The organism is Bradyrhizobium sp. SBR1B, from assembly GCF_014198205.1.
In the GTDB taxonomy this organism is placed as follows: domain Bacteria; phylum Pseudomonadota; class Alphaproteobacteria; order Rhizobiales; family Xanthobacteraceae; genus Bradyrhizobium.
Genome location: NZ_JACIHC010000024.1, coordinates 58,149 through 80,138, shown reverse-complemented (window position 1 = coordinate 80,138; position 21,990 = coordinate 58,149). Strand labels below are relative to the sequence as shown.

21 protein-coding genes and 1 tRNA gene are annotated in these 21,990 nt (G+C 64.5%); 8 read left to right on the top strand and 14 right to left on the bottom strand.

Features of this window, described 5'->3' with window-relative positions; genetic code table 11:
* The first annotated feature begins 743 nt into the window (after positions 1-743).
* Positions 744-836: transfer RNA gene (locus GGD61_RS36045), tRNA-Ser, on the top strand.
* Between the two features lie 147 nt (positions 837-983).
* Here the strand turns inward: GGD61_RS36045 and GGD61_RS36040 are convergent.
* From GGD61_RS36040 to GGD61_RS35995, 9 genes are all read right to left on the bottom strand, one after another.
* Positions 984-1,193 (bottom strand): hypothetical protein, encoded by a 210-nt coding sequence (locus GGD61_RS36040; RefSeq protein ID WP_092257574.1) that lies wholly within the window; start codon positions 1,191-1,193, stop codon positions 984-986.
* A gap of 94 nt (positions 1,194-1,287) precedes the next feature.
* Positions 1,288-1,554: a hypothetical protein gene (locus GGD61_RS36035; protein WP_018321086.1), complete on the bottom strand. Its 267-nt coding sequence runs from the start codon at positions 1,552-1,554 to the stop codon at positions 1,288-1,290.
* A 1,578-nt stretch (positions 1,555-3,132) separates the two neighbouring features.
* Positions 3,133-4,611 (bottom strand): Asp-tRNA(Asn)/Glu-tRNA(Gln) amidotransferase subunit GatB, encoded by a 1,479-nt coding sequence (gene gatB / locus GGD61_RS36025; RefSeq protein ID WP_092257580.1) that lies wholly within the window; start codon positions 4,609-4,611, stop codon positions 3,133-3,135.
* Positions 4,608-4,910: a hypothetical protein gene (locus tag GGD61_RS36020; RefSeq protein ID WP_092257583.1), complete on the bottom strand. Its 303-nt coding sequence runs from the start codon at positions 4,908-4,910 to the stop codon at positions 4,608-4,610. The genes gatB and GGD61_RS36020 overlap by 4 nt, the downstream gene beginning before the upstream one ends.
* Positions 4,901-6,376 (bottom strand): Asp-tRNA(Asn)/Glu-tRNA(Gln) amidotransferase subunit GatA, encoded by a 1,476-nt coding sequence (gene gatA, locus GGD61_RS36015; protein WP_018321090.1) that lies wholly within the window; start codon positions 6,374-6,376, stop codon positions 4,901-4,903. Before gatA ends, GGD61_RS36020 begins: the two co-directional genes overlap by 10 nt.
* Positions 6,373-6,585: a hypothetical protein gene (locus tag GGD61_RS36010; protein ID WP_018321091.1), complete on the bottom strand. Its 213-nt coding sequence runs from the start codon at positions 6,583-6,585 to the stop codon at positions 6,373-6,375. The genes gatA and GGD61_RS36010 overlap by 4 nt, the downstream gene beginning before the upstream one ends.
* A 14-nt stretch (positions 6,586-6,599) precedes the next feature.
* Complete coding sequence (gatC, locus tag GGD61_RS36005; protein WP_028143922.1) at positions 6,600-6,887, bottom strand: Asp-tRNA(Asn)/Glu-tRNA(Gln) amidotransferase subunit GatC; 288 nt, start codon at positions 6,885-6,887, stop codon at positions 6,600-6,602.
* Between the two features lie 140 nt (positions 6,888-7,027).
* Entirely contained in the window at positions 7,028-8,104 is a 1,077-nt protein-coding gene (locus tag GGD61_RS36000) for a nitronate monooxygenase family protein (protein ID WP_092257586.1), read from the bottom strand.
* Between the two features lie 54 nt (positions 8,105-8,158).
* Complete coding sequence (locus GGD61_RS35995) at positions 8,159-9,133, bottom strand: nitronate monooxygenase family protein (RefSeq protein ID WP_092257590.1); 975 nt, start codon at positions 9,131-9,133, stop codon at positions 8,159-8,161.
* Between the two features lie 97 nt (positions 9,134-9,230).
* Between GGD61_RS35995 and GGD61_RS35990 the strand changes: the two genes are divergently transcribed.
* The gene (locus GGD61_RS35990; protein WP_183232105.1) at positions 9,231-10,121 is read left to right on the top strand and encodes a LysR family transcriptional regulator; all 891 of its coding nucleotides are present in this window, start codon (positions 9,231-9,233) and stop codon (positions 10,119-10,121) included.
* A 195-nt stretch (positions 10,122-10,316) separates the two neighbouring features.
* Positions 10,317-11,252: a cyclase family protein gene (locus tag GGD61_RS35985; protein WP_092257595.1), complete on the top strand. Its 936-nt coding sequence runs from the start codon at positions 10,317-10,319 to the stop codon at positions 11,250-11,252.
* Between the two features lie 119 nt (positions 11,253-11,371).
* Here GGD61_RS35985 and GGD61_RS35980 read toward each other — a convergent pair whose 3' ends face one another.
* Together GGD61_RS35980 and GGD61_RS35975 are read right to left on the bottom strand one after the other, a co-directional pair.
* Entirely contained in the window at positions 11,372-13,606 is a 2,235-nt protein-coding gene (locus tag GGD61_RS35980) for a DNA/RNA non-specific endonuclease (RefSeq protein ID WP_092257598.1), read from the bottom strand.
* 273 nt (positions 13,607-13,879) lie between these two features.
* Positions 13,880-14,092, bottom strand: coding sequence for a hypothetical protein (locus GGD61_RS35975; RefSeq protein ID WP_091967017.1), 213 nt, complete (start codon positions 14,090-14,092; stop codon positions 13,880-13,882).
* 45 nt (positions 14,093-14,137) lie between these two features.
* On the opposite strand from GGD61_RS35975, the gene ruvX reads away from it, so the two are divergent.
* Together ruvX and GGD61_RS35965 are read left to right on the top strand one after the other, a co-directional pair.
* Positions 14,138-14,623 carry a Holliday junction resolvase RuvX gene (gene ruvX, locus GGD61_RS35970; RefSeq protein ID WP_018321099.1) on the top strand — a complete coding sequence of 162 codons (486 nt, stop codon included), beginning with the start codon at positions 14,138-14,140 and terminating at the stop codon, positions 14,621-14,623.
* Between the two features lie 3 nt (positions 14,624-14,626).
* The gene (locus GGD61_RS35965) at positions 14,627-15,550 is read left to right on the top strand and encodes an AEC family transporter (protein ID WP_092257601.1); all 924 of its coding nucleotides are present in this window, start codon (positions 14,627-14,629) and stop codon (positions 15,548-15,550) included.
* On the opposite strand, the gene GGD61_RS35960 is transcribed toward GGD61_RS35965, so the two are convergent.
* Genes GGD61_RS35960 through GGD61_RS35950 form a run of 3 tightly spaced genes read right to left on the bottom strand, consistent with a single transcriptional unit; the run spans position 15,547 to position 18,763 of the window.
* Positions 15,547-16,311, bottom strand: a complete 765-nt coding sequence (locus tag GGD61_RS35960) for a CPBP family intramembrane glutamic endopeptidase (RefSeq protein WP_092257604.1) — start codon at positions 16,309-16,311, stop codon at positions 15,547-15,549. The genes GGD61_RS35965 and GGD61_RS35960 overlap by 4 nt on opposite strands.
* Before the next feature lie 23 nt (positions 16,312-16,334).
* The gene (locus GGD61_RS35955) at positions 16,335-17,978 is read right to left on the bottom strand and encodes an isovaleryl-CoA dehydrogenase (RefSeq protein WP_092257607.1); all 1,644 of its coding nucleotides are present in this window, start codon (positions 17,976-17,978) and stop codon (positions 16,335-16,337) included.
* 20 nt (positions 17,979-17,998) lie between these two features.
* Entirely contained in the window at positions 17,999-18,763 is a 765-nt protein-coding gene (locus tag GGD61_RS35950) for a M15 family metallopeptidase (RefSeq protein ID WP_092257792.1), read from the bottom strand.
* A 197-nt stretch (positions 18,764-18,960) separates the two neighbouring features.
* Between GGD61_RS35950 and GGD61_RS35945 the strand changes: the two genes are divergently transcribed.
* Genes GGD61_RS35945 through plsY form a run of 3 tightly spaced genes read left to right on the top strand, consistent with a single transcriptional unit; the run spans position 18,961 to position 21,859 of the window.
* Positions 18,961-19,908 carry an aspartate carbamoyltransferase catalytic subunit gene (locus tag GGD61_RS35945; protein ID WP_018321103.1) on the top strand — a complete coding sequence of 316 codons (948 nt, stop codon included), beginning with the start codon at positions 18,961-18,963 and terminating at the stop codon, positions 19,906-19,908.
* Between the two features lie 5 nt (positions 19,909-19,913).
* The gene (locus GGD61_RS35940; RefSeq protein WP_026202486.1) at positions 19,914-21,215 is read left to right on the top strand and encodes a dihydroorotase; all 1,302 of its coding nucleotides are present in this window, start codon (positions 19,914-19,916) and stop codon (positions 21,213-21,215) included.
* Positions 21,216-21,262: 47 nt separating this feature from the next.
* Positions 21,263-21,859 carry a glycerol-3-phosphate 1-O-acyltransferase PlsY gene (gene plsY, locus GGD61_RS35935; RefSeq protein WP_092257610.1) on the top strand — a complete coding sequence of 199 codons (597 nt, stop codon included), beginning with the start codon at positions 21,263-21,265 and terminating at the stop codon, positions 21,857-21,859.
* Positions 21,860-21,990 lie beyond the last annotated feature (131 nt).

Genomic DNA, 21,990 nt, shown 5'->3' with positions numbered 1-21,990 from the left:
CCGCTCCGGGCTCCTTCGCGTCTTCGGACACACCCGCATGAACGCGAGGGACTTAAGCGAAATGACCTAAACGGGACGACCTCGGGATGCCCCCCCTCCGTCGCTCAGTCACAATTACCGAACGTCCTTGCACACACAACAAGAGAACGCTTGGAAACGGGCCTATGAAGCTTGTTTTCCGACGGGTGTTGCACAAATAACACGCAGATGTGATCGAAGCGCCCTCGCAACCAATTGTTTTCATTGATGTTTTAGAGAGGTTCCTTCTGCCATCAAAGTTCCCCACTTAAGGCACGGCAAGCGAGATCTCGGCCTGGAGGGGCTTTGACGCACTCGAATCGTGGAATCGCAGGGAGACTCAAGGAGAACGTATCGCCCTGCTCCGCACCTCCCAACCTGATGCAGGCACGGCTTTAAAGGGGTGGACGAGCACCCTTTGTGGATAGCGACCGTTATTGGGCCGGTTGGCGGATGACACGAATCGAACCTTCAGCCGCCCGCTCCCCGCACCGCATTGATTTTTCCAGTAAAATCAGTCTCTTACGCGAGAAAAGACGTTCTCATAGGCAAAAACCATCTTCGAGATGCGCCGGACGCTCCAACTCTGTGCCTCATTCTCGCAACGTTATGGTCACGCCCCGGGAGCAAAGTGCTTTGTCGCGAAAATCGCTGGGAATATTCGAGCGAAAACACACGCTTCCAAATTGACCCGCCCAAGTAATTAGATGCATAAGGCTCGCACCGGAGAGGTGGCCGAGTGGCTGAAGGCAACGCTTTGCTAAAGCGTCATACGGTCTCAAGCTGTATCGAGGGTTCGAATCCCTCCCTCTCCGCCACCCAGCAGCAGAATCAATCAAGGTCTGAGCGTTCTTTCAGCTGAAAGCGCTCCTGTGACCGGCGCGAAAGCCCGGCGCAAGGATCGGCGCGGCCGTTCAGCTCGATTCGCACCATCTTATATGTGTGGCTATGTGTGTGGTCCGTGCCTAGCGCTGGAACCGCCAGATCCGCCAATGCGAGGGCGAAATCAGCACTGCCTCGCCGGCCCAGACGTTGTACCAGACGCCGGACCTGCGCCGGCACGGAAACGACCAGGGCAGAATCCCCGTCTTGTGCGGACGTCCGAGTTCCAGATCGCACTCATCGGGAGCGATCTGAATCGGCAGCCATCGTCCATTGGTATCGGGCTCGCTCATGCCGCACGGGTCTATGTGGCGGCACGACGAAGAAACTTGATTCAGCGCAACCAGGCCCACCCGTGCGAACACGGGTGCGGATGCGATTCTCGGTTCAGTGCGTGGAGACCCACGCCCTCGCCTCGCGCTGCGCGGCCGAGATCTCGGCATCCGACATCTGCCCGGCGACTTCCTGGCGCAGCGTCACGGCGTCCTTGCGGCCCTTCAGGGCGGCGAGGTTGAACCATTTGTGCGCGGCGACGAGATCGACGAGCCCGGAACGGCCGCTCGCCCAATAGATCCCGCGCTCGAACAGCACGTCCGACAGCGCGGTCGCGTCGATCGGCGTTGCCGTCTCCAGATCGAAAGTACCCTGAAACATAACGCATCCCCTTTTTTCTTGTGCCTTGCTCCCCCGAGCGCGGCTCCCGTCCAACTCTGATGTGCATGACCCTTGCTGGGACCGCGCACTGTTCAACTCATCCCTTGGGCTTCTTGCCCAACGCCGTTTGCCGGCTTGTTGGAGGCGATGATGGCGGGCAAATTTGAATGGCAGTTTAAGTATCGCGATGAAGCAGACGTAAACGCGAGCGCGCGGCGCCGGCGCGCAGAATTCAAGAAGTCGCTGATTTGCAGGCACTTCTGCGTTTCGTCAGATTTGGTTTACCTTGGGATTTTGGGACATCGATAACCATCGCGCGCGGTGGACGCATCCTGCGGCGTCCCCACTCGCTATCGTCGCCCGCGCCCGGGCTATCGCCAAGGCTTCGCCTGGCCCCGTCGTCCTTGAGCGCCGAGCTTCGGCGAAGGCGGCAGAAGGGTGACCGGCACTCCAGAGATGGCAATGTCGCACGAGCAGCCCGGCGTACTGGATCGCCCGGCCGGAGCGCGGCGATGACACCGCGAAGAATGGCGAAAGCGGCGTGCGAGCAGCGCGCAATCAGGCCCCAGCCTTCGCCTGCCCAAGGTGGAGCGGCCAGCGCAACGATGACGCCGTGGTCAGATCAGCAATGTGGAGAAAAGGAAATGCCGGCAATACCCCGGCCTCAGGAGAACGAGGGCGTCGGCGAACACGTCAGGACCAGATTCCACTTTGACCGCGAGGCCACTCGTGAAATTGCAGAACCGGAGAACCGGCCCCGCACCGAACGAAGAAAACTAGTTTCTTCTGCCGGACCGCAAAGAGAACGGTCCGACCGTTGACCTGATGTCTCGCCGACACCCTCTATCGCCGACCAGAACCTCTAGGAGGCGCTGATGACGTGCCGGCTGCTGGAGCCGGCAACTTCAGAAGCGAAGTTACTTCTTCTTCTTCGCGACCTTGCGGGTCTTCTTCGCAGTCTTCTTCACTGCGCTCTTCGCCTTCTTCGCCTTCTTCGCTTTCTTGGCCATGTTGCCCTCCGATGTGTGAGATGGCTTTAATCGCTGCGTGCAGTCGGGGATCGAATGCACACTCATCCCGAATACACCAACACAACGAAAAAAACAGCGTCTCGCTTAAAGAAGTGTTGACGACGCAACGCGCGTGCGCTTGGCGAACGCGATGCAAGCGCACCGAACGACGGGTGCGAGCGACCGCAGAGCGTACGCGCAGCATCGACGTTCGCGGCAGATGCGATTGCAGAAAAACACTATGCAGCAAGTATTTTTCTTTGCGTGCGCATCGCGCGCGATCATCGCGATGATGCGCATCGCCGATCCCGCGATCACCTCGCAAGGGCGCTTCGCGGACTCTGAGTCGCGATTTTTGGCAACGAAAATATTTTCATGCTTAACGGCGCGAACGCTCGCCGGAGCGTGTGCGAGCCGCCGTTTTGCGCGAATCGCGTGACGGCGATTCGGCCGTTGCATCGCGTCTGGTCGGGATGAAGTTTACCGCCGAGGGTGCGCGCGAGCGTCGCATCGAGAACCGACAGCGAGGTGACGGAGCGTGTCCGTCACCTCGTTCGAACGCGCGAGGTTAGAGGCCGAGCTTCGACTTGAGCACGTCGTTGACGCTCTGCGGGTTGGCCTTGCCGCCGGACGCCTTCATCACCTGACCGACGAACCAGCCGAGCGACTGCGGCTTGTCCTTGACCTGCGCGGCCTTGTCGGGATTGGCCGCGATGATGTCGTCGACAACCTTTTCGATCGCCGAAAGATCCGTGACCTGCTTCATGCCGCGGCTTTCCACCAGCGCGCGGGGATCGCCGCCCTCCTGCCAGACGATCTCGAACAGATCCTTGGCGATCTTGCCCGAGATCGTGCCCTCTCCAATCAGGTCGATGATGCCCGAGAGCTGCTCGGCGCTGACCGGAGAGCCCGTAATATCCCGGCCTTCCTTGTTGAGACGGCCGAACAGCTCGTTGATCACCCAGTTCGCCGCCATCTTGCCATCGCGCGCGCGGTTGCCGAGCTTGTCGAGCACGGTCTCGTAGAACACCGCGCTCTCGCGCTCGGCGACCAGCACGCTCGCGTCGTAAGCCGACAGGCCGAGATCGGCGACGAAGCGCGTCTTCTTCTGGTCCGGCAGCTCCGGAAGCTTCGCCTTCAGCTCGTCGACGAATTCCTGGCTGAACTCCAGCGGCAGCAGGTCGGGATCGGGGAAGTAGCGATAGTCGTGCGCCTCTTCCTTGGACCGCATCGAGCGGGTCTCGCCCTTGTTGGGATCGAACCGACGCGTCTCCTGCTCGATCTGACCGCCGTCCTCCAGGATCTCGATCTGGCGCCGCGCTTCATACTCGATCGCCTGGCCGATGAAGGTGATCGAGTTCATGTTCTTGATTTCGCAGCGGGTGCCGAGCGGCCCACCGGGCTTGCGCACGGAGACGTTGACGTCGGCGCGCAGGCTTCCCTTCTCCATGTCACCGTCACAGGTGCCGAGGTAGCGCATGATCGAGCGTAGCTTGGTCACATAGGCCCTGGCCTGCTCGGCGTCGCGGATGTCCGGTTTCGAGACAATCTCCATCAGCGCCACGCCACAGCGGTTGAAATCGATGTAGGACAGCGACGGAGACCGGTCGTGCAGCATTTTGCCGGGATCCTGCTCCAGATGCAGCCGCTCGATGCCGATGGAGACACTGCGGCCGCCGTCGAGATCGACAATCACCTCGCCCTCGCCCACGACAGGCGACTTGTACTGGCTGATCTGGTAGCCCTGCGGCAGGTCGGGATAGAAGTAGTTCTTCCGGTCGAACACCGAACGCAGATTGATCTGCGCGTTGAGACCGAGCCCGGTCCGGACAGCCTGCCTGACGCATTCCTCGTTGATGACGGGCAGCATGCCCGGCATCGCGGCATCGACCAGCGACACCTGCGTGTTCGGCTCGCCGCCGAACGCGGTCGAGGCGCCCGAGAACAGCTTTGAGTTCGACGTCACCTGGGCGTGAATCTCCATGCCGATGACCACCTCCCAATCACCGGTGGCGCCCTTGAGAAGCTTGTGCGTGGCCGTGCTCATGTCGTGCTCCCGAGCAGCGTGACAGCGATCCGCTCCCACTCCGCTTCCAATGAATCCTTTGCCGCGGGCTGGCCGGCCTGGCGGTACCAGTAGCCGGCATTGCCGAGATCGCCCTCGACGCGGTGCAGATAGGCGTGCACCCAGGCCGCGTCACGGCCGTTGTCGTCCTGGACGATCTTGTGCGCCTGATCCCAATCGCCCTTCGCGGCCCACCACAGGCCGGCGAGCGGCGCGCTCAGGTGTCGCGCGGGCGCCGCGCCGTCGAGGCTCGCGATGAACGCGGCGACATTCACCACCACCTCGCGGGCGTGAAGCGGCCGGCCGCCTGCTCGATCACCTCGCCGAGCGAGAACAGCGTCTCCTCCTCGAACGGACGGCCGATCAGCTGCAGGCCGAGCGGCAGGCCTTGCGCGTCCTTGCCGGCGGGCACCGCGATGCCGGGCAGGCCCGCCATGTTCACGGTCACCGTGAAGATGTCGTTGAGATACATCTCGACCGGATCCGCGCCGCCCTTCTCGCCGATGCCGAAGGCCGCCGACGGCGTCGCCGGCGTCAGGATCGCGTCGACGCCCCGCGCGAAGCAATCCTCGAAATCCTTCTTGATCAGCGTGCGAACCTTCTGGGCGCGCAAATAATACGCGTCGTAATAGCCGGCCGAGAGCACATAGGTGCCGATCATGACGCGGCGGCGAACCTCTGCGCCGAAACCTTCGGCGCGGGTGTTCTCGTAGAGCTCGACAATGTTCTTGGCCTGCTCGCGCAGGCCGTAGCGGACACCGTCATAGCGTGCGAGGTTGGAGGACGCCTCCGCCGGCGCCACGATGTAATAGGCCGGCAGCGCGTATTTGGTGTGCGGCAGCGACACCTCGACCAGCTCGGCGCCGGCCGCCTTCAGCCAGGCCGCGCCTTCGCTCCAGAGTTTCTCGATCTCGGCCGGCATGCCGTCGAGACGATACTCCTTGGGGATGCCGATCTTCATGCCCTTCACGGACTTGCCGATCGCGGCCTCGTAATCCGGCACGGCGATGTCGACCGAGGTCGTGTCCTTGGGGTCATGGCCGGCCATCGAGCGCAGCAGCATCGCAGCATCGCGCACGCTGCGCGCGATCGGGCCTGCCTGGTCGAGCGAAGAGGCGAAGGCGACAATGCCCCAGCGCGAGCAGCGGCCATAGGTCGGCTTGATGCCGACGGTGGCCGTGAACGCCGCCGGCTGGCGGATCGAGCCGCCGGTGTCGGTCGCGGTGGCGCCCATGCACAGCAGTGCCGCCACGGCCGAGGCCGAGCCGCCGGACGAGCCGCCCGGCACCAGCGTGGTGTTGCTGCCCTCGCGCCGCCAGGGATTGCCCACGGGACCGAAGCACGAGGTCTCGTTCGCCGAGCCCATCGCGAACTCATCATTGTTGAGCTTGCCGAGCATCACCGCACCGTCGCGCCACAGCTGCGAGGTGATGGTGGACTCGTAGGTCGGCACGAAATTGCCGAGGATCTTCGAGCATGCCGTGGTGCGCACGCCCTTGGTCGCGAACAGATCCTTGATGCCGAGCGGAATGCCGGCGAGCGGGCCGGCATCGCCCTTGGCGATCTTCTCGTCCACGGCCTTGGCCATGTCGCGGGCCTGCTCCGGCGTCTCCATCACGAAGGCGTTGAGCACGCGCGCGGCTTCGATCGCGCTCAGATGCGCGTCGGTCAGCTCGAGAGACGTGAAAGTCTTGTCGGCGAGACCCTTGCGGGCCTCGGCGAGCGTCAGCGATGTCAAATCGGTCATTTATTGATCGGGCTGCAGAAGAACGGAGACAGGGTCTTGTCGTTGGCCGGGTCGTCTTTTTTGGCGGCCGCATTCGCAGCGGCCTCGATCTCGTCGAGCACGGCATTGACGGCGACGTTGGGATCGGCAGCCTTGCCCTGCCGCTCCATCTTGTCGAGATAGTTCATGTAGGCCTGATAGGCCTTCTCATCGTCGCAAAGCAGGCACATCGGATCTAACCTGTTTATTCAACGACCTTGGGCACCAGGAAGAAGTGACCTTCGGTCGCGGGCGCGTTGGCAACGATATCGTCGGCGATCTCGCCGTCATCGACCACGTCCTGCCGCTTCTTCATCTGCATCGGGGTGACCGAGGTCATCGGCTCCACGCCCTCGACATTGACCTCCGAGAGCTGCTCGACAAAGGCGAGCATGGCGTTGAGCTCGCCCTGCAGATGCGGAACCTCGCCCTCGGAAACCGCGATGCGCGCCAGATGCGCGATGCGGCGGACGGTAGCGGCGTCGACGGACATTATATAAGGCCTCTCACGGCAAAACCTATGTGCCGTATAGCAGAGGCCGGTTTTGCGCCGCAACCGGCGCTAGCGCATGATCCGGAAAAGTGTGAAGCGGTTTTCCGAAAAGATCATGCGCAAACAAGAACCTAAAGCGCTTAGCTGGCCAGCGCTTTCATCCGGGCCAGCGCCGATTTGGCAAAATTCCGGGTCAATTCGGCCGCAGGGACCTCGCGGCCCAGCGCCACAGCCTGTCCGGCCCAGAGATTGGTGAAATCCACCCTGCCCTGCTTTTCCGCAGCCGTCTTCAATGGTCCCAGCGCGGTCGCGGCATGAGGAAACGGCGGGGCGTCCGGCGAGATCGGGCCAGCCTCGCGCATCAGGCGGTTCTGGACGCCGCGCGCCGGCCGGCCGGTCATGACATTGGTGATCACGGTGGAATCGTCCCGCGCTTCAGCCAGCGCCTTGCGGCCGCCGGCGCTGACCTTGGACTCCGGACAGCGCAGATAGGCGCTGCCGATCTGCACGCCCGAGGCACCGAGCGCGAAGGCGGCGGCGATGCCGCGCCCGTCCGCGATGCCACCGGCCGCGATCACCGGCACCTTCACGGCATCGGCGACCTGCGGCACCAGCGCGAACGTGCCGGGCTGCTCGGAGATCTTGTCGGTCAGGAACATGCCGCGATGGCCGCCGGCCTCGGCGCCTTGCGCAATGACGGCATCGACGCCGCGCTGTTCGAGCCAGACCGCCTCCTTCACCGTCGTCGCCGACGAGATGACGAGGCAGCCAGCGGCCTTGACGCGCTTGAGCAGCGCCTGCTCCGGGAGACCGAAATGGAAGCTAACGATCTCGGGCTTCAGTTCCTCGACGACCTCGCAGAAGGCGGCATCGAACGGCGCGCGGTTCGCCGCAGCGACCGGCGCCGCGGGATCGAGACCATGCTCGATGTAATAGCCTGTGAGCCGCTGCTTCCAGCGCGCTTCAGCCTCTGTCGAAAGGTCAACCGGCGTGTGGCAGAAGAAGTTCATGTTCACCGGCGCCTTCACGCGCTGGCGGATGATGTTGACCTGCTCGCGCGCCTTCTCCGGCGACAGCATCGCGCTCGGCAACGAGCCGAGCCCACCGCCCTCTGCCACGGCGATCACCAGCTCCGCATCCATCACACCCGCCATCGGCGCCAGCACGATCGGAAATTCGGTCTTGAATAGGTCGATCAGTCGACGGTCAGGCCACATCGTTGTTCTCTCTCGTTTCTCTTACCCTCCCCTGGAGGGGGAGGGTGAAGAATCCTACCCCGCGACTACCGAGTTCCGCCGCCCGGCAAGAAGCTGCCCGGCCTCAATCGCAATCCGCTCGACGATCTCGGCTGCCGGTGGAATATCATGGATCAGGCCGACCGCCTCGCCTGCGATCACGGCGGCGACGTCGAAATTGCCGGCTGCCTTGGCCGCGGCATAATCCGCCGCGACCCCAGCGACATTCTGCATCAACTCGACTTCGCGACCACTCCAGCGCCGGGCATGATCATTGACCAGACATCGCCCGGTAAACGGCGCCGGCCAGACATTGTTGCGGGAGAGATCGAAGATGATGCCGCGCACAGTCGAGCCGCTGCTTGCCGCGCAGATGCGCCGCTTGGCCTCCTCTGCACCGTCGGCCTCCTCACTCGCATAGAAGCGCGTGCCAAGCAGCACGCCACTCGCGCCCAGCATCATCATCGCAGCAAGCCCACGCCCATCGGCGATGCCGCCGGCCGCAACCACCGGCACGCCCGCGGCAAGATCTACGATTGCGGGCACGAGATCGACCGTGGAGCGGGAGGCGCCGTGACCGCCCGCCTCCGTCCCCTGCGCGATCAGGATATCGGCGCCGGCTTCGAGCGCCTGCCGCGCCATCGCCTCGTCCTGTACCTGGCAAATCAGACGCGCCCCGGCCGACTTGATCTTGTTCGCGAACGGCGCAGGATCTCCGAACGATAGCATGATCGCGGATGGTCTTGCGCCGAGCGCGATGTCGAGAAGCTCGGGCCGCTTGGCGAGGCTCCATGTAATGAAGCCGATCCCGAACGGCGCGGACAGCGAAGCGAGCTTCGCGGTCTCCCGCTCCAGCCACGTCCTCTCGCCATAGCCGCCGCCCAGAATGCCAAACCCGCCGGCGCCGCTCACGGCCGCGACCAGACGGCTGCCCGCGATGACATCCATCGGTGCCAGCAGGACGGGATGGCTGATCTCAAGCAGCGTGGTCAGCGGTGTCGCAATGGGCATGGTCCTTCCCCGATCTGGACAGCGAGAGTAAGTGCGATTAGCATTCTCGAAAATTGAATTGTTGCGAACGCTACCATCTCAAACGCGAAACGGTACGATGGAACTCAGCGATCTCCAGACCTTTGCGGCCGTCGCCCGCAGCGGCGGCATCACCCGTGCCGCGGAAGAGCTGAACACCGTGCAATCCAACGTCACCCAGCGCGTGAAAGCGCTGGAGGCGGAGATCGGCACGCAGCTGTTCGAACGCCATAGCCGCGGCATGACGCTGACCGGCGCCGGCAAGCGCCTCCTGCCCTATGCTCAGCGGATGGCCGCGCTGTCGCGCGAGGCCGTGCTTGCCGCGCGCGACGACGGCGAGCCGAAGGGACCGCTCGCGATCGGTTCGATGGAGACCACGGCGGCGGTGCGGCTGCCGCCGCTGCTCGCCGACTTCCATCGCCGCTTTCCCGCGGTGCGCCTGTCCTTGCGTACCGCGCCGACAGCCGACCTCGTCGCGAGCGTGCTCGAAGGCGCGCTCGATGGTGCCTTCGTCGCAGGTCCGATCGCGCACGACGACCTCACTGCGACGAGCGCCTTCCGCGAGGAGCTGGTGCTGGTCAGCGCGCGGCGCTGGACCTCCCTCGCCGAGCTGCGCGCCGGCACGCCGGAGTCCGGCCCGACGGCACTGGTGTTTCGCACCGGCTGCACCTACCGCCAGCGGCTCGAGCAGGTGTTCGTCGAGTTCGGCTGGCCCTCAGCCACGCGCTTCGAGCTCGGCACGCTTGACGGCATGATCGGCTGCGTCGCCGCCGACATGGGCGTGACGTTGCTGCCGCGTGCCGTCGTCGAGCGCAGCGCAATGAACGGCAGCGTCTCGATGCACACGCTGAGCACCTCGCACGCGCGCGTCGAGACACTCTTCATCCAGCGCCGCGCCGGACATCAATCCAGCGCGCTGAGCGGATTTGCCGCTTGCCTGAAGTCCGATGAGGACGTCATCGCGGCCTGACGCGGTGAGACGTTCCATCGCACGAAATTCAACGTCACAAATCTGCCGTACTTGAATCCGTCGACGTCGCGCTGCGTTCGGCGGCCGCAGCACCGCGCGCTGAAATATTTTGAAGCGCAGACGCCTTTGACGTTAGGATGCGGCACTGCCAGCGCAAATTACCATAACGAAGCCAAAACATCGGGAGGACTATCGATGCGCAATACGTTCGTGTTGTGCTGCGTCGCCGCGTTGTCGGCGATGTCAGGAACTGCAAGCGCTCAGGACTGGACGAAATCGAAATGGGGGCCGAACGACGAGATCGGCGCCGCCAACTACATGACGCCCGAACTCGTGCTGAAGGCAGCATCGCTGGTGAAGACCGGCAAGACCTACGCACTCGGCATTCCCGTCACGCCGCAGACGCCGGCCTATCCGCCGCGCGCCTTCAAGCTCACCATCGTGCAGCCCGGACAGGCCGGCATTCCAGGCCTCGGGCCCAACAAGGCGACCTATAACGACGACATCCTCGACACCTGGGTCGGCATCGGCAGCCAGCTCGACGGGCTCGGTCATCTCGGCGTCGAGCACGTCTATTACAACGGCAACAAGCTCGCCGACTTCGCCGATCCGAACGGATTGAAGAAGCTCGGCATCGAAAAGGTGCCGCCGATGGTCACGCGCGGCGTACTGCTCGATATGGCCGCCTATTTCAAGACCGACGTGGTGAAGGAAGGAACCGCCTTCAACGTCAAGGAGATCGAGGAAGCCGCCAAGCAGCAGAACGTCGAGATCCGCCAGGGCGACGTCGTCATCTTCCACACCGGCTGGCTCAGCCTGATCGGCAAGGACGACAAGCGCTATTCCGCCGGTGAGCCCGGCCTCGGCGTCGAAGGCGCGAAGTATTTGACCGGCAAGGGCGTCGTCGCAGTGGGTGCCGATACCTGGGCCCTCGAGGTGCTGCCGTTCGAATCCAAGAACGTGTTCGAGGTGCACCAGATCCTGCTTGCGATGAATGGGACCTATATCCTCGAGAACATGGACACTGCGGCGCTCGCGCGCGACAAGGGCTATGAATTCCTGTTCGTGCTGGGCCAGCCGCGCTGGACCGGCGGCGTACAGGCAATGATCAACCCGATCGCGATCCGCTGACGTCGGACGCGCGTCTGGCGAAAGAACCGGGTGAGGACTTGCAATGCCTCGATAGAGCGCACCGCTGCCCTCACCCGAACGTCGCCTCGGTTTCGCTGCCTCGCGAACCGAAGCGCTCATCAGAGTCGAATGTCCTCATAGGACTCGATCCGCCGCGGGCCGACCGAGGTCGCCTCGTGCGAATCCGCATCAGTGAGATTGCCGAAATCGAGCTTGGTCAATTTCGCGAGGTCCGCGATCGAGACCTGGAAGACACTGACATCCTCCTCCGACATCTTTTCGCGCAGATCCGCCTCCTGGATGCGATCGATCTCCATGACCAGCTTTCGCTGGCTCATCAGGAAGGCCGCCGCCTTGAGCGCGTCGTCATCCTCGTTGCGCCGGATCAGGATCTTCCAGAAATACTTCGGGATCTGAACGCCGCCGAAGCTCGGATCCTTGTGCGGCCGCCCGGCCGGATTGGGCAGATCGGATCCATCGGCATCCGGCCCGTCGAACACCGGACCGTTCATGACGATGCCCTTCTCCTCGCCTTCGAGCAGGACATCGCGCGTGTAATCTTCCAGGCCCGCCCAGAGCTGCTTACCCTGGTTGAACGAGAAGAATTGCGGCGAGCAATTGGTGAAGTGGAAGGAATCGTCGCCATGCTGCTTGGCCGCGGCGACGGTGTCGCCCCAGGTCGCATCGAGGCGGCGCACGAGATGACCGCGATCGAACGGATTCCTGCTGCGGTCCGCCTCGAACGTCGCCTGCTTGCGGTAGAATTCGTCGCCGATCTGGGCATCGTCGTCGATGCGCGGATCGCGCAGCCAGGAATCGCCTTCGCGCTTGCCGACGTCTTGTTGCTGCCCGCCGTCGATATTGACACAGCTGAAGAAGGCGAGCCGGCGCTCCTTGTTCATGACGACGCTGTAGTTGAAATATTTCAGCTCGGACTGCCTGGAGCTTCCCTTGAGCGTCGCGATTCTGGACTTGAGCGCGGCCGGAATTTTCGGCAGGGCCACCGAGAATTTACCGGTGCCGAGGAAATTCGCCTTGTATCCGGGACGCGATTTCAGCGTGCTCTGATCGATATGCACGGCCTCCATGGGCAGGCCGTTCGCACTGATGCGAGGCAGGAGGGCGGCCGGCGGAGCGATCAACGGCTTGCCACCGTTCGGCATACCGCCGTTCTGCATTCCGCCGTTCTGCGCCCCTCCGTTGCCCCCAGCCGGGCCCGGCACGGGTGCCAGCGGCGCGAACGGAATCTCCTTCCTGAACATCGGCAGCGGCACGCGGATAGGGACCACCAGCGAGGTGCCGTCGAGCGACTGCTCGACCCAGACATTGGCGCTGAACGCAGGCGCGGCGACCGGCGCGCGGGCCTTCTCGACCTCGAGCCGGATCGGCGGCTCCTCCTCGTCCAGCACCGGCTTGATCAAGGGATGAGAGCCAACGGCGACCTTGAGATCGGCGACGATCGCGCTGATCCGGATGCCTTCATTGGCGATCCAGTCGATCAGGGTTTCGTCCATTGACGGCTTCCACACCTTGCCGTCCTTGGTCAGGGTGCGGCCCTGCGCATCCTTCCGGGGAACGCCACTGTGGTGCAGCGCGACCACCTGCCAGAAGCGGTTGAACGCCGGCGAGCCCGACGATCCCGCCGTCGTATCGGTGTTGTACCAGAGGAAGTCGCCGACATATTTGAGCAGCTTGTTCTCGCGGACGCAGACCTGCTTCATCTGCCCGCTGGGGTGCTGGACGATGGTGAGGTACTCGCCGGGGTCTGCCTTGCCGGGCGCGCCGCTGAGCGGCAACCATCCCCAATCCTCGAGCTCCTCGTGGCCCGACAGCGAGGTCGGCGCCACCGCGACGACCGAGAAATCCAGCCTGTCATTGGTGTAGAAGAACTTGCCCGGCTCGAAACCGAACCGCACAGGCACACGCTCTTGTCCGGAGACGTCGAGCTCGTAGTTGAAATCGGCGATCGAATTGGCGGCGTCGGCCGGCTTGCCGAAGACATGATGGTTTGTCAGCAGCAGGCCCGGCCCGATCAGAAAGCCCGAGCCGTAGCCGAGCAGGTTCGACTTGAGATCCCTGAGCTGAATGCGGCAGACCGAGCGCGAGGCCGCAGTCCCCTTGGCGAGATAGTTGATGCTGTCGAGATCATTGCCCTGGATGATGCGCTCCAGACCGATCTCGGCCTTCTCCACGTCCTGCGTCTCGGCCAGCAGCTGGCGCTGGCGCACGCGCATCTTCTCGACCGTCATCTCGATCGGACCGTCGCCCAGTTTCCGGTTCAAGGCTTCGGGTGAGAACTCGGCTTGCTTGAATCGCCTTTCTGAGCCCGCGATCAGGCTTGGCTTGATGAGCATCGGTGACCTCTCAAATGACTGGCGAATATTGGACCTGGTGAGCGCCTGAAAAAATCTGCGCGAAGTTGCAGCGCGGGCCGGATGGCCGATCGCTGCCGATCGTTCTGGAAATCGGGGGCTCCGCCCCACACTACTTTAGACCTGTACATCTCGTGCCACGCAACCACCGGCATCATGCCATGGTCTGCAATGTCACCAGTGTGAGATTTCCCACATTTGATCGAAGCGCCCGCGCATCACGATTTCGCGCGCTGCTTGCTGCCGCTGGATCATCTACGGCTTCAGCTGCCACCGCCGCAGCGCCACGACGGCCCAGATCGCTTCGACCAGGCCGAACGGCCAGGCGCCCTGGAGAAAGCCGTAGGCCGATCCGAGCGCGCAGGACGCGGCGAACAGCAGCACGAACCAATGGCTGCGATCTTCCAGGGCGTAAGTGACCAGCATCGCCGTGACGGCGAACAGGCCGAATAATGTCAGCGCGTCCATTGTTCCGGGTTCACTCCGCGGCGCGACGCATGATATGCGCTACGCATGCCGGCTCTTATCCTGCCCCTCATCGATGCTGCAACCCACTGGCCCGCCCGCGGCGCGCTGGTCGGGCTCGACCTCGGCACCAAGACCATCGGCGTTGCGGTGTCCGATCCGGACCGGCGGCTTGCGACCGGCGTCGAGACGATCCAGCGCAAGCAGTTCAAGCAGGACGCCGCCCGGCTGCTCGCGATCGCGGCCGAGCGCAGGGTGGTCGGCTTCGTGCTCGGCCTGCCCATCAACATGGACGGCAGCGAGGGTCCGCGCGCTCAATCCACCCGCGCCTTCGCCCGCAATCTCGCCGGCCTGACCGCCCTCCCCATCGGCCTGTGGGACGAGCGCCTCTCGACCGCGGCCGTCGAACGCGAGCTGATCGGCATGGACGTCAGCCGCGCCAAGCGCGCCGAGGTGATCGACGAGCACGCCGCGATCTTCATCCTGCAGGGCGCGCTCGACCGCCTCGCCAATCTGCGTCCAGGGACCGCCTGACCGATGGCCGTCGTGATCGCGGCGCTGCTGCCGGTCTTCATCCTCATCGTGCTCGGAATCGTGCTGAAGCGCAGCCTGATGCGGATCGACACGCAATGGCACGGGCTGGAGCGACTGACCTATTTCGTGCTGTTTCCGATGCTGCTGATCCAGACACTGGTGAAGGCCGACCTCTCCAAGGTGCCGGTCGCCGGCGTCGGCGGTGCGCTGCTGCTGTCGGCACTGGCGATGTCGCTGCTCTGCCTCGCACTCCGCCCTGCCCTGGCGCGGCTCGATATCGACGGCCCCGCCTTCACCTCGATCTTCCAGGGCGCGACGCGCTGGCAGACCTTCGTCGGGCTGTCGGTCGCCGCCAACATGTTCGGCGATGTCGGGCTGGCGCTCGCCTCCGTGGCGATGGTCGCGATCATTCCCCTCGTCAACGTGTTGAGCGTCGTGGTGCTCGCCCATTACGCCGCGCCCGAGAAGCAGTCCGCAGGCACGATCGTCATGACGGTGATCCGCAATCCGCTGATCTGGGCCTGCGCGATCGGGCTCTTCGTCAATGTCACCCACCTGCCGTTGCCAAAACTCTGGCACGACGTGGCGGACGCGCTCAGCCGCTCCTCGCTCGCGATCGGCCTGCTCGTCACCGGCGCGGGCCTGCATCTCGAAGGCCTCTTGCGTCCAAGCATGGCCGCGGCCATCGGCGTCGTCTTCAAGCTCGCACTGATGCCTGCGCTGGCGCTGGCGCTGGCCGCCTGGTTCGGCCTGTCAGGCGACAGCCGCGCGATCGTGGCGATCTGCGCGGCGGTGCCGACCTCGTCCAGCGCCTATGTGATGGCGCGCCAGATGGGCGGCGACGCGCCGCTGCTGGCGCAGATCATCACGCTGCAGACGATTCTGGCGGCCATCACGATGCCGATCGCGATCGCGCTGGCGGCTTAGCTCCCCAGCCACATCGTCAGCACCACCGCGGTCAGATTGTTCAGCGCGTGCAGCACGATGGTGAGCCAGAGCGAATTCGCGCGATAGCGCATATAGCCGAACCACAGGCCGATGGTGAAGACTTCGGCGAGGAAGTACATGTCGTATTGCAGGTGCACGATGGTCCAGACCAGCGACGACAGCAGGATCGCGCCCGGCACGCGCAAGAAGCTCGCCGACCAGCCGCGATAGAGGAAGCCGCGTGCCAGGATCTCTTCCGACATCGGCGCAGCCACGCTGAAGGCGAATAGCAGCAACAACGCCGCGCCCTTGTCGCGGCCCGATTTCAAGAGATCGGTCATGAAGCCCGGCGTCGCCTCGCGGCCGAGCGCGCGCGACATCGTCTCCCAGACCAGCACCAGCAGGATGAGGCCGACCGCACCGAACAGGAGCTGCTTCCAGGACGGCCAATGCAGCGCGAGATAGTCGACGAAGGAGGCTTTCTTGATGGCAATGGCGAGCCACACCGCCAAAAGCGTCGCCGGCAGGCCCATGATGACCGACAGCGCGAGCGCCTGCGGATCGTGGCCGACCGCCTGGAGCGAGGCGAAGTCCATGGGAAGACCACGCTGTGCCACCAGCAGGACGACGGCGCCGATCTGCCCGACGAACATCGCGGCGAAGATAAAGAGGCCCCACAACGCGGTGCCCCAGAACATCCAGACGCGCGGCGGCGCTGGCGTCATAGTCAGCGGCGGATGGTCGGGATTGAGGGAGTCCATCAGAAGGCTTTCGTTGGGAAGACTCACGGCAGCGCCCGCTCCAGCAGCGCGCGGGCCTCGCCGCTCTCCAGCTCGACGGCGCCGTACATGCTGGCGTGATTGGCCGCAAGGCGCGTGCTCGCGAACAGTTCGGCATTACGCGGCGACACGCCGTTCAATGCCGCAGCAGCGGCCAGCAGCGCCAGTTTCTCAACGGCGAGACGCGCGAAGCGCTCGCCATCGGCGCGGCGGAAAGTCTTGCCGATGAACGCGGCCGCGTCTCCTGCCCCAGGCAAGCCCTTCGTCTCGGCCGCAAGCGATTGCAGCACAGCCGTCGCCGGCTCCGGCTCGCGCGAGAGCGCGCGGAGCACGTCGAGGCACATCACATTGCCCGAGCCCTCCCAGATCGCGTTGACCGGCGACTCCCGGTAGTGCCGCGCCAGAATGCCGTCCTCGACATAGCCGTTGCCGCCGAGGCATTCCATGGCCTCATAGAGGAACGGCGGCGCACTCTTGCAGGTCCAGTATTTGATCGCGGGCGTCAAGAGCCGCATATAGGCGGCCTCCGCCGCATCGTGCGGCGTGCGGTCGAAGGCGCGGCAGAGCCGCATGACCAGGGCCGTGCTCGCCTCGACATGCAGCGCCATGTCCGACAGCACGGCCTGCATCAGCGGCTGATCGGCGAGATGTTTCTGGAACACGCTGCGGTGTCGGGCGTGATGCAGCGCATGCGCAAGCCCCGAGCGCATCAGGCCGACGGAGGCGATCGCGCAATCCTGCCGCGTCAGCTGCACCATCTGGATGATGGTGCGGATGCCCTTGCCTTCCTCGCCGACCCGCTCCGCATAGGCACCGACGAACTCGACCTCGGACGAGGCATTGGAGCGATTGCCGAGCTTGTCCTTCAACCGCTGGAACTGGATCGCATTCATCGAACCATCCGGCGCGAAGCGCGGCATGAAGAAACAGGTCAGCCCGCTGTCCGCCTGCGCCAGCACCAGGAAGGCATCGCACATCGGCGCCGACATGAACCATTTGTGGCCGGTGATGCGGTAGGCCTCGCCCTCGCGCACCGCGCGCGTCATGTTGGCACGCACGTCGGTGCCGCCCTGCTTCTCGGTCATGCCCATGCCGAGCGTCATGCCGCGCTTCTGCCACCACGGCGCAAAGCTCGGGTCGTAGCTCCGGGTCGACAGCACCGGCATCACCTTGCCGAGCAAATCCGGCTGCATCGCCAGCGCACCGACGGAGGCGCGCGTCATCGTGATCGGACAGAGGTGGCCGGTCTCGACTTGCGCGGCCATGTAGAATTTTGCCGCACGAATGACTTCGGCGGCATCGCCCGCAGGTTTGCCCTCCGCGGTCCACGTCGAATTGTGCACGCCGGCATGGGCGCTGTGCGCCATCAGCTCGTGATAGGCCGGGTGAAACTCGACCTGGTCGCGGCGGTTGCCTTTTGCGTCGAAGGTGCGCAGCTTCGGCGTATTCTCGTTCGCGACACGCCCGCGATCGGCCATCGCGGCCGAGCCCCACTGCTTCCCAAACTCAGACAGCTCGCGTTCCGCCGCCGCACCGCCATTGGCCTTCACCGCATCGACCAGCGGCCGATCCGCGGCGAACAGGTCGACATCCTCGAACGGCGGCGACTGGTTGAAGACCTCGTGGGTCGCGAAGCTCGGCTGGGTCATGGCGCTTCCTCGGCGCGGAATCAGTTCCGGCGCGGCTGGATCGGGAAATCATAGGCCGCCCCGCCGGCCCCCGGCAGGGAAAAATGCCACCACTCCTTCGAATAGTTCACAAAGCCTTGCCTGCCCATCGCAGCGACCAGCCGCCTGCGCCAGATGCGCTGCTCGGACGTGATCGCCGGTGCCGCGGTATGGCCCTTCGCATCGGTACAGTCGTAGCCGGTGCCCATGTCGACGCTGCCTTCCGGCGCGCGCGCTTCGACCGGCGCGGTGCAATCCGCATAGGCTCTTGATGGGTCGTATTTGGCGGAGTTGTCGGCCTTCAGATCGACCAAAGTGAGATCGAGCGCGGCGCCCGTCGAATGCTGCGAGCGGCTCGCGATGTAGCCGAGGCGGAACAGCTCGGTCTTGGGGATTTTTGGATTGTAGCGCCGCTCGGCGGCGCTCTCGTGACCGTTCTGCGACCACTTGACCATGTCGAGCGAGGCCCGCGCCGGCCGGTAGCAGTCGAACATCTTGAGCGAGAGGTCTTGCGCCGCCAGCTCCTGCTGCACCGCCTTGAGCCGCAGCCCGACTTCGCGCTTCACCACGCACTCGCCGGCGTTGTAGCCGGCGAGCGGCCGGCCGACGAAATTGTTCGAGGTGGCGTAGCGGATGTCCTGGATGATGTCGGGATCGATCTCGCGCAGATAGACGAAGCCGCCGGGGAGCGATTGGGCGTGGGCCGCGCTGATTGTTGCTGCAGCCAAGAGCACAGTCAGGATTGTTTTCACGAAATGCCCCCACATCGTCATGGCCGGGTTTATCCCGGCCATCCACGTTCTTTTGCGTCAAATGCGATAGAAGAACGTGGATGCCCGGGACAAGCCCGGGCATGACGTCGAGGCCACGCCGCAGCGTCGGGACCGACAGATCAGGGGATAACTCACCGCCCCGGCTTTGGCCCTTGCCCCCCCATCCATCCGCGCCTATAGCTCTCGTTTTAATGACATCGAAATCGACCTTCGTCCTCGGCCACCGGCATTTGCTGGGCATCGAGGGCCTTTCCGCGGCCGACATCACCGGCCTCCTCGACCTGTCCGAAGAATATGTCGAGCTCAACCGCCAGGTTGACAAGAAGCGCACCGTCCTGCGGGGACGGACGCAGGTGAACCTCTTCTTCGAGGCCTCCACCCGGACCCAATCCTCGTTCGAGCTCGCGGGAAAGCGGCTCGGCGCGGACGTCATGAACATGTCGGTCTCCTCCTCGTCCATGAAGAAGGGCGAGACGCTGATCGACACCGCCATGACGCTGAACGCGATGCACCCGGATATCCTGGTGATGCGCCATCACGCCTCCGGCGCGGTGGAACTGCTGGCGCGCAAGGTTGACGGTTCCGTGATCAATGCCGGCGACGGCGCCCATGAGCATCCGACCCAGGCCCTGCTCGACGCGCTCACCATCCGCCGCAACAAGGGCCGGATCGAGGGGCTCGTGGTCGCGATCTGCGGCGATGTGCTGCATTCGCGCGTCGCCCGCTCGAACATCATCCTGCTCAACACGATGGGCGCCCGCGTCCGCGTGGTCGGCCCCACCACGTTGCTGCCGCCGGGCATCGAGCGGATGGGCGTCGAGGTCGCACGCGACATGCGCGAGGGGCTCAACGGCGCCGACATCGTCATGATGCTGCGGCTGCAGCGCGAGCGCATGAACGGCTCCTTCGTGCCGTCCTCCAGCGAGTACTTCAACTATTTCGGGCTCGACCAGAAGAAGCTCGCCTACGCCAAGCCGGACGCACTCGTGATGCATCCGGGCCCCATGAACCGCGGCGTGGAGATCGACTCGATTGTGGCCGACGGCGCGCAGTCCCTGATCCGCGAACAGGTGGAGATGGGGGTGGCCGTGCGCATGGCCGTGCTGGAAGCGCTCGCCCGTAACCTGCCGAACGCGTGATGCCGATGTTGACCGATCGCCGCCCCATCCTGCTCGCCAACGCCCGCGTCGTCGATCCCTCCCGGGATTTCGACGGTGTCGGCGACGTCCTGATCGCCGACGGCGCCATCCGCGAGACCCGCCGCGGCATCGGCGCGGCCGGCGTCCCCGAAGGCACCGACATCGTCAACTGCTCCGGCAAGATCGTCGCGCCCGGCCTGATCGACATGCGCGCCTTCGTCGGCGAGCCCGGCTTCAGCCATCGCGAGACCTTTGCCACCGCGAGCCAGGCGGCCGCGACCGGCGGCATCACCACCATCATCTGCCAGCCCGACACCTCTCCGGTGATCGATAATTCGGCGACCGTCGACTTCGTGATGCGCCGCGCCCGCGACACCGCGATCGTCAACATCCAGCCGATGGCGGCGCTCACAAAGGGCATGCACGGCGATGAGATGACCGAGTTCGGTCTGCTCAAGGCCGCGGGCGCCGTCGCCTTCAGCGATGGCGTCAGAAGCGTGACCAATGCGCAGGTGATGCGCCGCGCGCTGACCTACGCCCGCGATTTCGACGCGCTGATCGTCCACTACACCGAGGACCCCGATCTCGTCGGCGAAGGCGTGATGAACGAGGGCGAGTTCGCATCGCGGCTCGGCCTGATGGGCATCCCGAATGCCGCCGAGGCCGTGATCCTCGAACGCGACATGCGCCTCGTGGCCTTGACCGGCGGCCGCTATCACGCGGCCTCGCTGACCTGCATCGACTCGCTCGAGATCCTCCAGCGCGCGCGCGACGCCGGGCTCGCCGTCAGCGCCTCGGTCTCGATCAACCATCTTGCGCTGAACGAGAACGACATCGGCCCCTACCGTTCGTTCCTGAAACTGTCGCCGCCGTTACGGACCGAGGACGACCGCCGCGCGCTGGTGGCCGCAATCGCCTCCGGCCTCCTCGACGTCATCATGTCCGACCACAATCCGCAGGACGTCGAGGTCAAGCGCCTGCCGTTCGCCGAAGCCGCTCCCGGCGCCGTTGGACTCGAGACCATGCTGCCCGCCGGCCTCCGCCTCGTGCATAATGGCGAGATGGAACTGAAGACGCTGATCCGCGCGATGTCGACCCGGCCGGCCGAACTGCTCGGCCTGCCCGGCGGAACCCTGCGCGCAGGCAGCCCGGCCGACGTCATCGTGATCGATCCCGACGTGCCCTGGGTGGTCGATCCCGCCGACCTTAAATCGCCCTGCAAGAATACTCCGTTCGACGAGGCCCGCTTTACAGGCCGCGTGGTGCGCACCATTGTCGGCGGACGCACGGTTTACGAGCATGTCTGACCTGTGCAATCGTTCGGCTCGGAAGTTGGGCCTTTGGAGCTGCCGCCATGGGGCTTGAAGCATTTTTGCCGGTGGCCTTCGTCATCGGCTACCTCCTCGGCTCGATCCCGTTCGGGCTGGTCCTGACCCGGCTCGCCGGCACCCAGGATATTCGTTCGATCGGCTCCGGCAGCATCGGCGCCACCAACGTGCTGCGCACGGGACGCAAGAGCCTTGCCGCAGGCACCCTGCTGTTCGACGCGCTCAAGGGCACCGTGGCCGTGGTGATCGCCGGCTACATCGCAGGACCCAATGCCGCCATGGTCGCCGGGCTCGGCGCGTTCCTCGGCCATCTGTTCCCGGTCTGGCTCAAGTTCCGGGGCGGCAAGGGCGTGGCCGTTTATATCGGCATCCTGATCGGCCTGTTCTGGCCCGGCGCCGTCGTGTTCTGCCTGATCTGGCTGGCGACCGCCTTCACCACCCGCTACTCCTCGCTCTCCGCGCTGGTGGCGGCGTTCGTCACGCCGATGTTCCTGTGGTGGTTCGGGCATCTCGCCTTGTCGGCGCTGACGGCACTGCTGACGCTGCTCCTGTTCTACGCGCACCGCGAGAACATCAAGCGCTTGCAGACCGGCAAGGAGAGCCGGATCGGCGAGAAGGCCTGAAGCCGGACATCTACGGATATCGAAGCGACCCTTCTGCATTATATGCCAAATCCTGTTCGCAACTCGGCGCATGCTCGCGGCCGGCAGTAGCGAACAGGTTCCACGCCTGTCATCCTGACAGAAGAAACGGC

What these genes read in the sequence shown, in the direction of transcription:
- gatB (WP_092257580.1), bottom strand. Translation starts at nt 4,611, where the DNA reads ATGAGCACGGCCACGCACAAGCTTCTCAAGGGCGCCACCGGTGATTGG.
- GGD61_RS35975 (WP_091967017.1), bottom strand. Translation starts at nt 14,092, where the DNA reads ATGGACGCGCTGACATTATTCGGCCTGTTCGCCGTCACGGCGATGCTG.
- GGD61_RS35990 (WP_183232105.1), top strand. Translation starts at nt 9,231, where the DNA reads ATGGAACTCAGCGATCTCCAGACCTTTGCGGCCGTCGCCCGCAGCGGC.
- GGD61_RS35955 (WP_092257607.1), bottom strand. Translation starts at nt 17,978, where the DNA reads ATGACCCAGCCGAGCTTCGCGACCCACGAGGTCTTCAACCAGTCGCCG.
- gatA (WP_018321090.1), bottom strand. Translation starts at nt 6,376, where the DNA reads ATGACCGATTTGACATCGCTGACGCTCGCCGAGGCCCGCAAGGGTCTC.
- GGD61_RS36040 (WP_092257574.1), bottom strand. Translation starts at nt 1,193, where the DNA reads ATGAGCGAGCCCGATACCAATGGACGATGGCTGCCGATTCAGATCGCT.
- GGD61_RS35960 (WP_092257604.1), bottom strand. Translation starts at nt 16,311, where the DNA reads ATGGACTCCCTCAATCCCGACCATCCGCCGCTGACTATGACGCCAGCG.
- GGD61_RS36000 (WP_092257586.1), bottom strand. Translation starts at nt 8,104, where the DNA reads ATGTGGCCTGACCGTCGACTGATCGACCTATTCAAGACCGAATTTCCG.
- GGD61_RS35940 (WP_026202486.1), top strand. Translation starts at nt 19,914, where the DNA reads ATGTTGACCGATCGCCGCCCCATCCTGCTCGCCAACGCCCGCGTCGTC.
- plsY (WP_092257610.1), top strand. Translation starts at nt 21,263, where the DNA reads ATGGGGCTTGAAGCATTTTTGCCGGTGGCCTTCGTCATCGGCTACCTC.
- gatC (WP_028143922.1), bottom strand. Translation starts at nt 6,887, where the DNA reads ATGTCCGTCGACGCCGCTACCGTCCGCCGCATCGCGCATCTGGCGCGC.
- GGD61_RS35950 (WP_092257792.1), bottom strand. Translation starts at nt 18,763, where the DNA reads ATGTGGGGGCATTTCGTGAAAACAATCCTGACTGTGCTCTTGGCTGCA.
- GGD61_RS35945 (WP_018321103.1), top strand. Translation starts at nt 18,961, where the DNA reads ATGACATCGAAATCGACCTTCGTCCTCGGCCACCGGCATTTGCTGGGC.
- GGD61_RS35995 (WP_092257590.1), bottom strand. Translation starts at nt 9,133, where the DNA reads ATGCCCATTGCGACACCGCTGACCACGCTGCTTGAGATCAGCCATCCC.
- GGD61_RS36010 (WP_018321091.1), bottom strand. Translation starts at nt 6,585, where the DNA reads ATGTGCCTGCTTTGCGACGATGAGAAGGCCTATCAGGCCTACATGAAC.
- GGD61_RS36035 (WP_018321086.1), bottom strand. Translation starts at nt 1,554, where the DNA reads ATGTTTCAGGGTACTTTCGATCTGGAGACGGCAACGCCGATCGACGCG.
- ruvX (WP_018321099.1), top strand. Translation starts at nt 14,138, where the DNA reads ATGCCGGCTCTTATCCTGCCCCTCATCGATGCTGCAACCCACTGGCCC.
- GGD61_RS35985 (WP_092257595.1), top strand. Translation starts at nt 10,317, where the DNA reads ATGCGCAATACGTTCGTGTTGTGCTGCGTCGCCGCGTTGTCGGCGATG.
- GGD61_RS35980 (WP_092257598.1), bottom strand. Translation starts at nt 13,606, where the DNA reads ATGCTCATCAAGCCAAGCCTGATCGCGGGCTCAGAAAGGCGATTCAAG.
- GGD61_RS35965 (WP_092257601.1), top strand. Translation starts at nt 14,627, where the DNA reads ATGGCCGTCGTGATCGCGGCGCTGCTGCCGGTCTTCATCCTCATCGTG.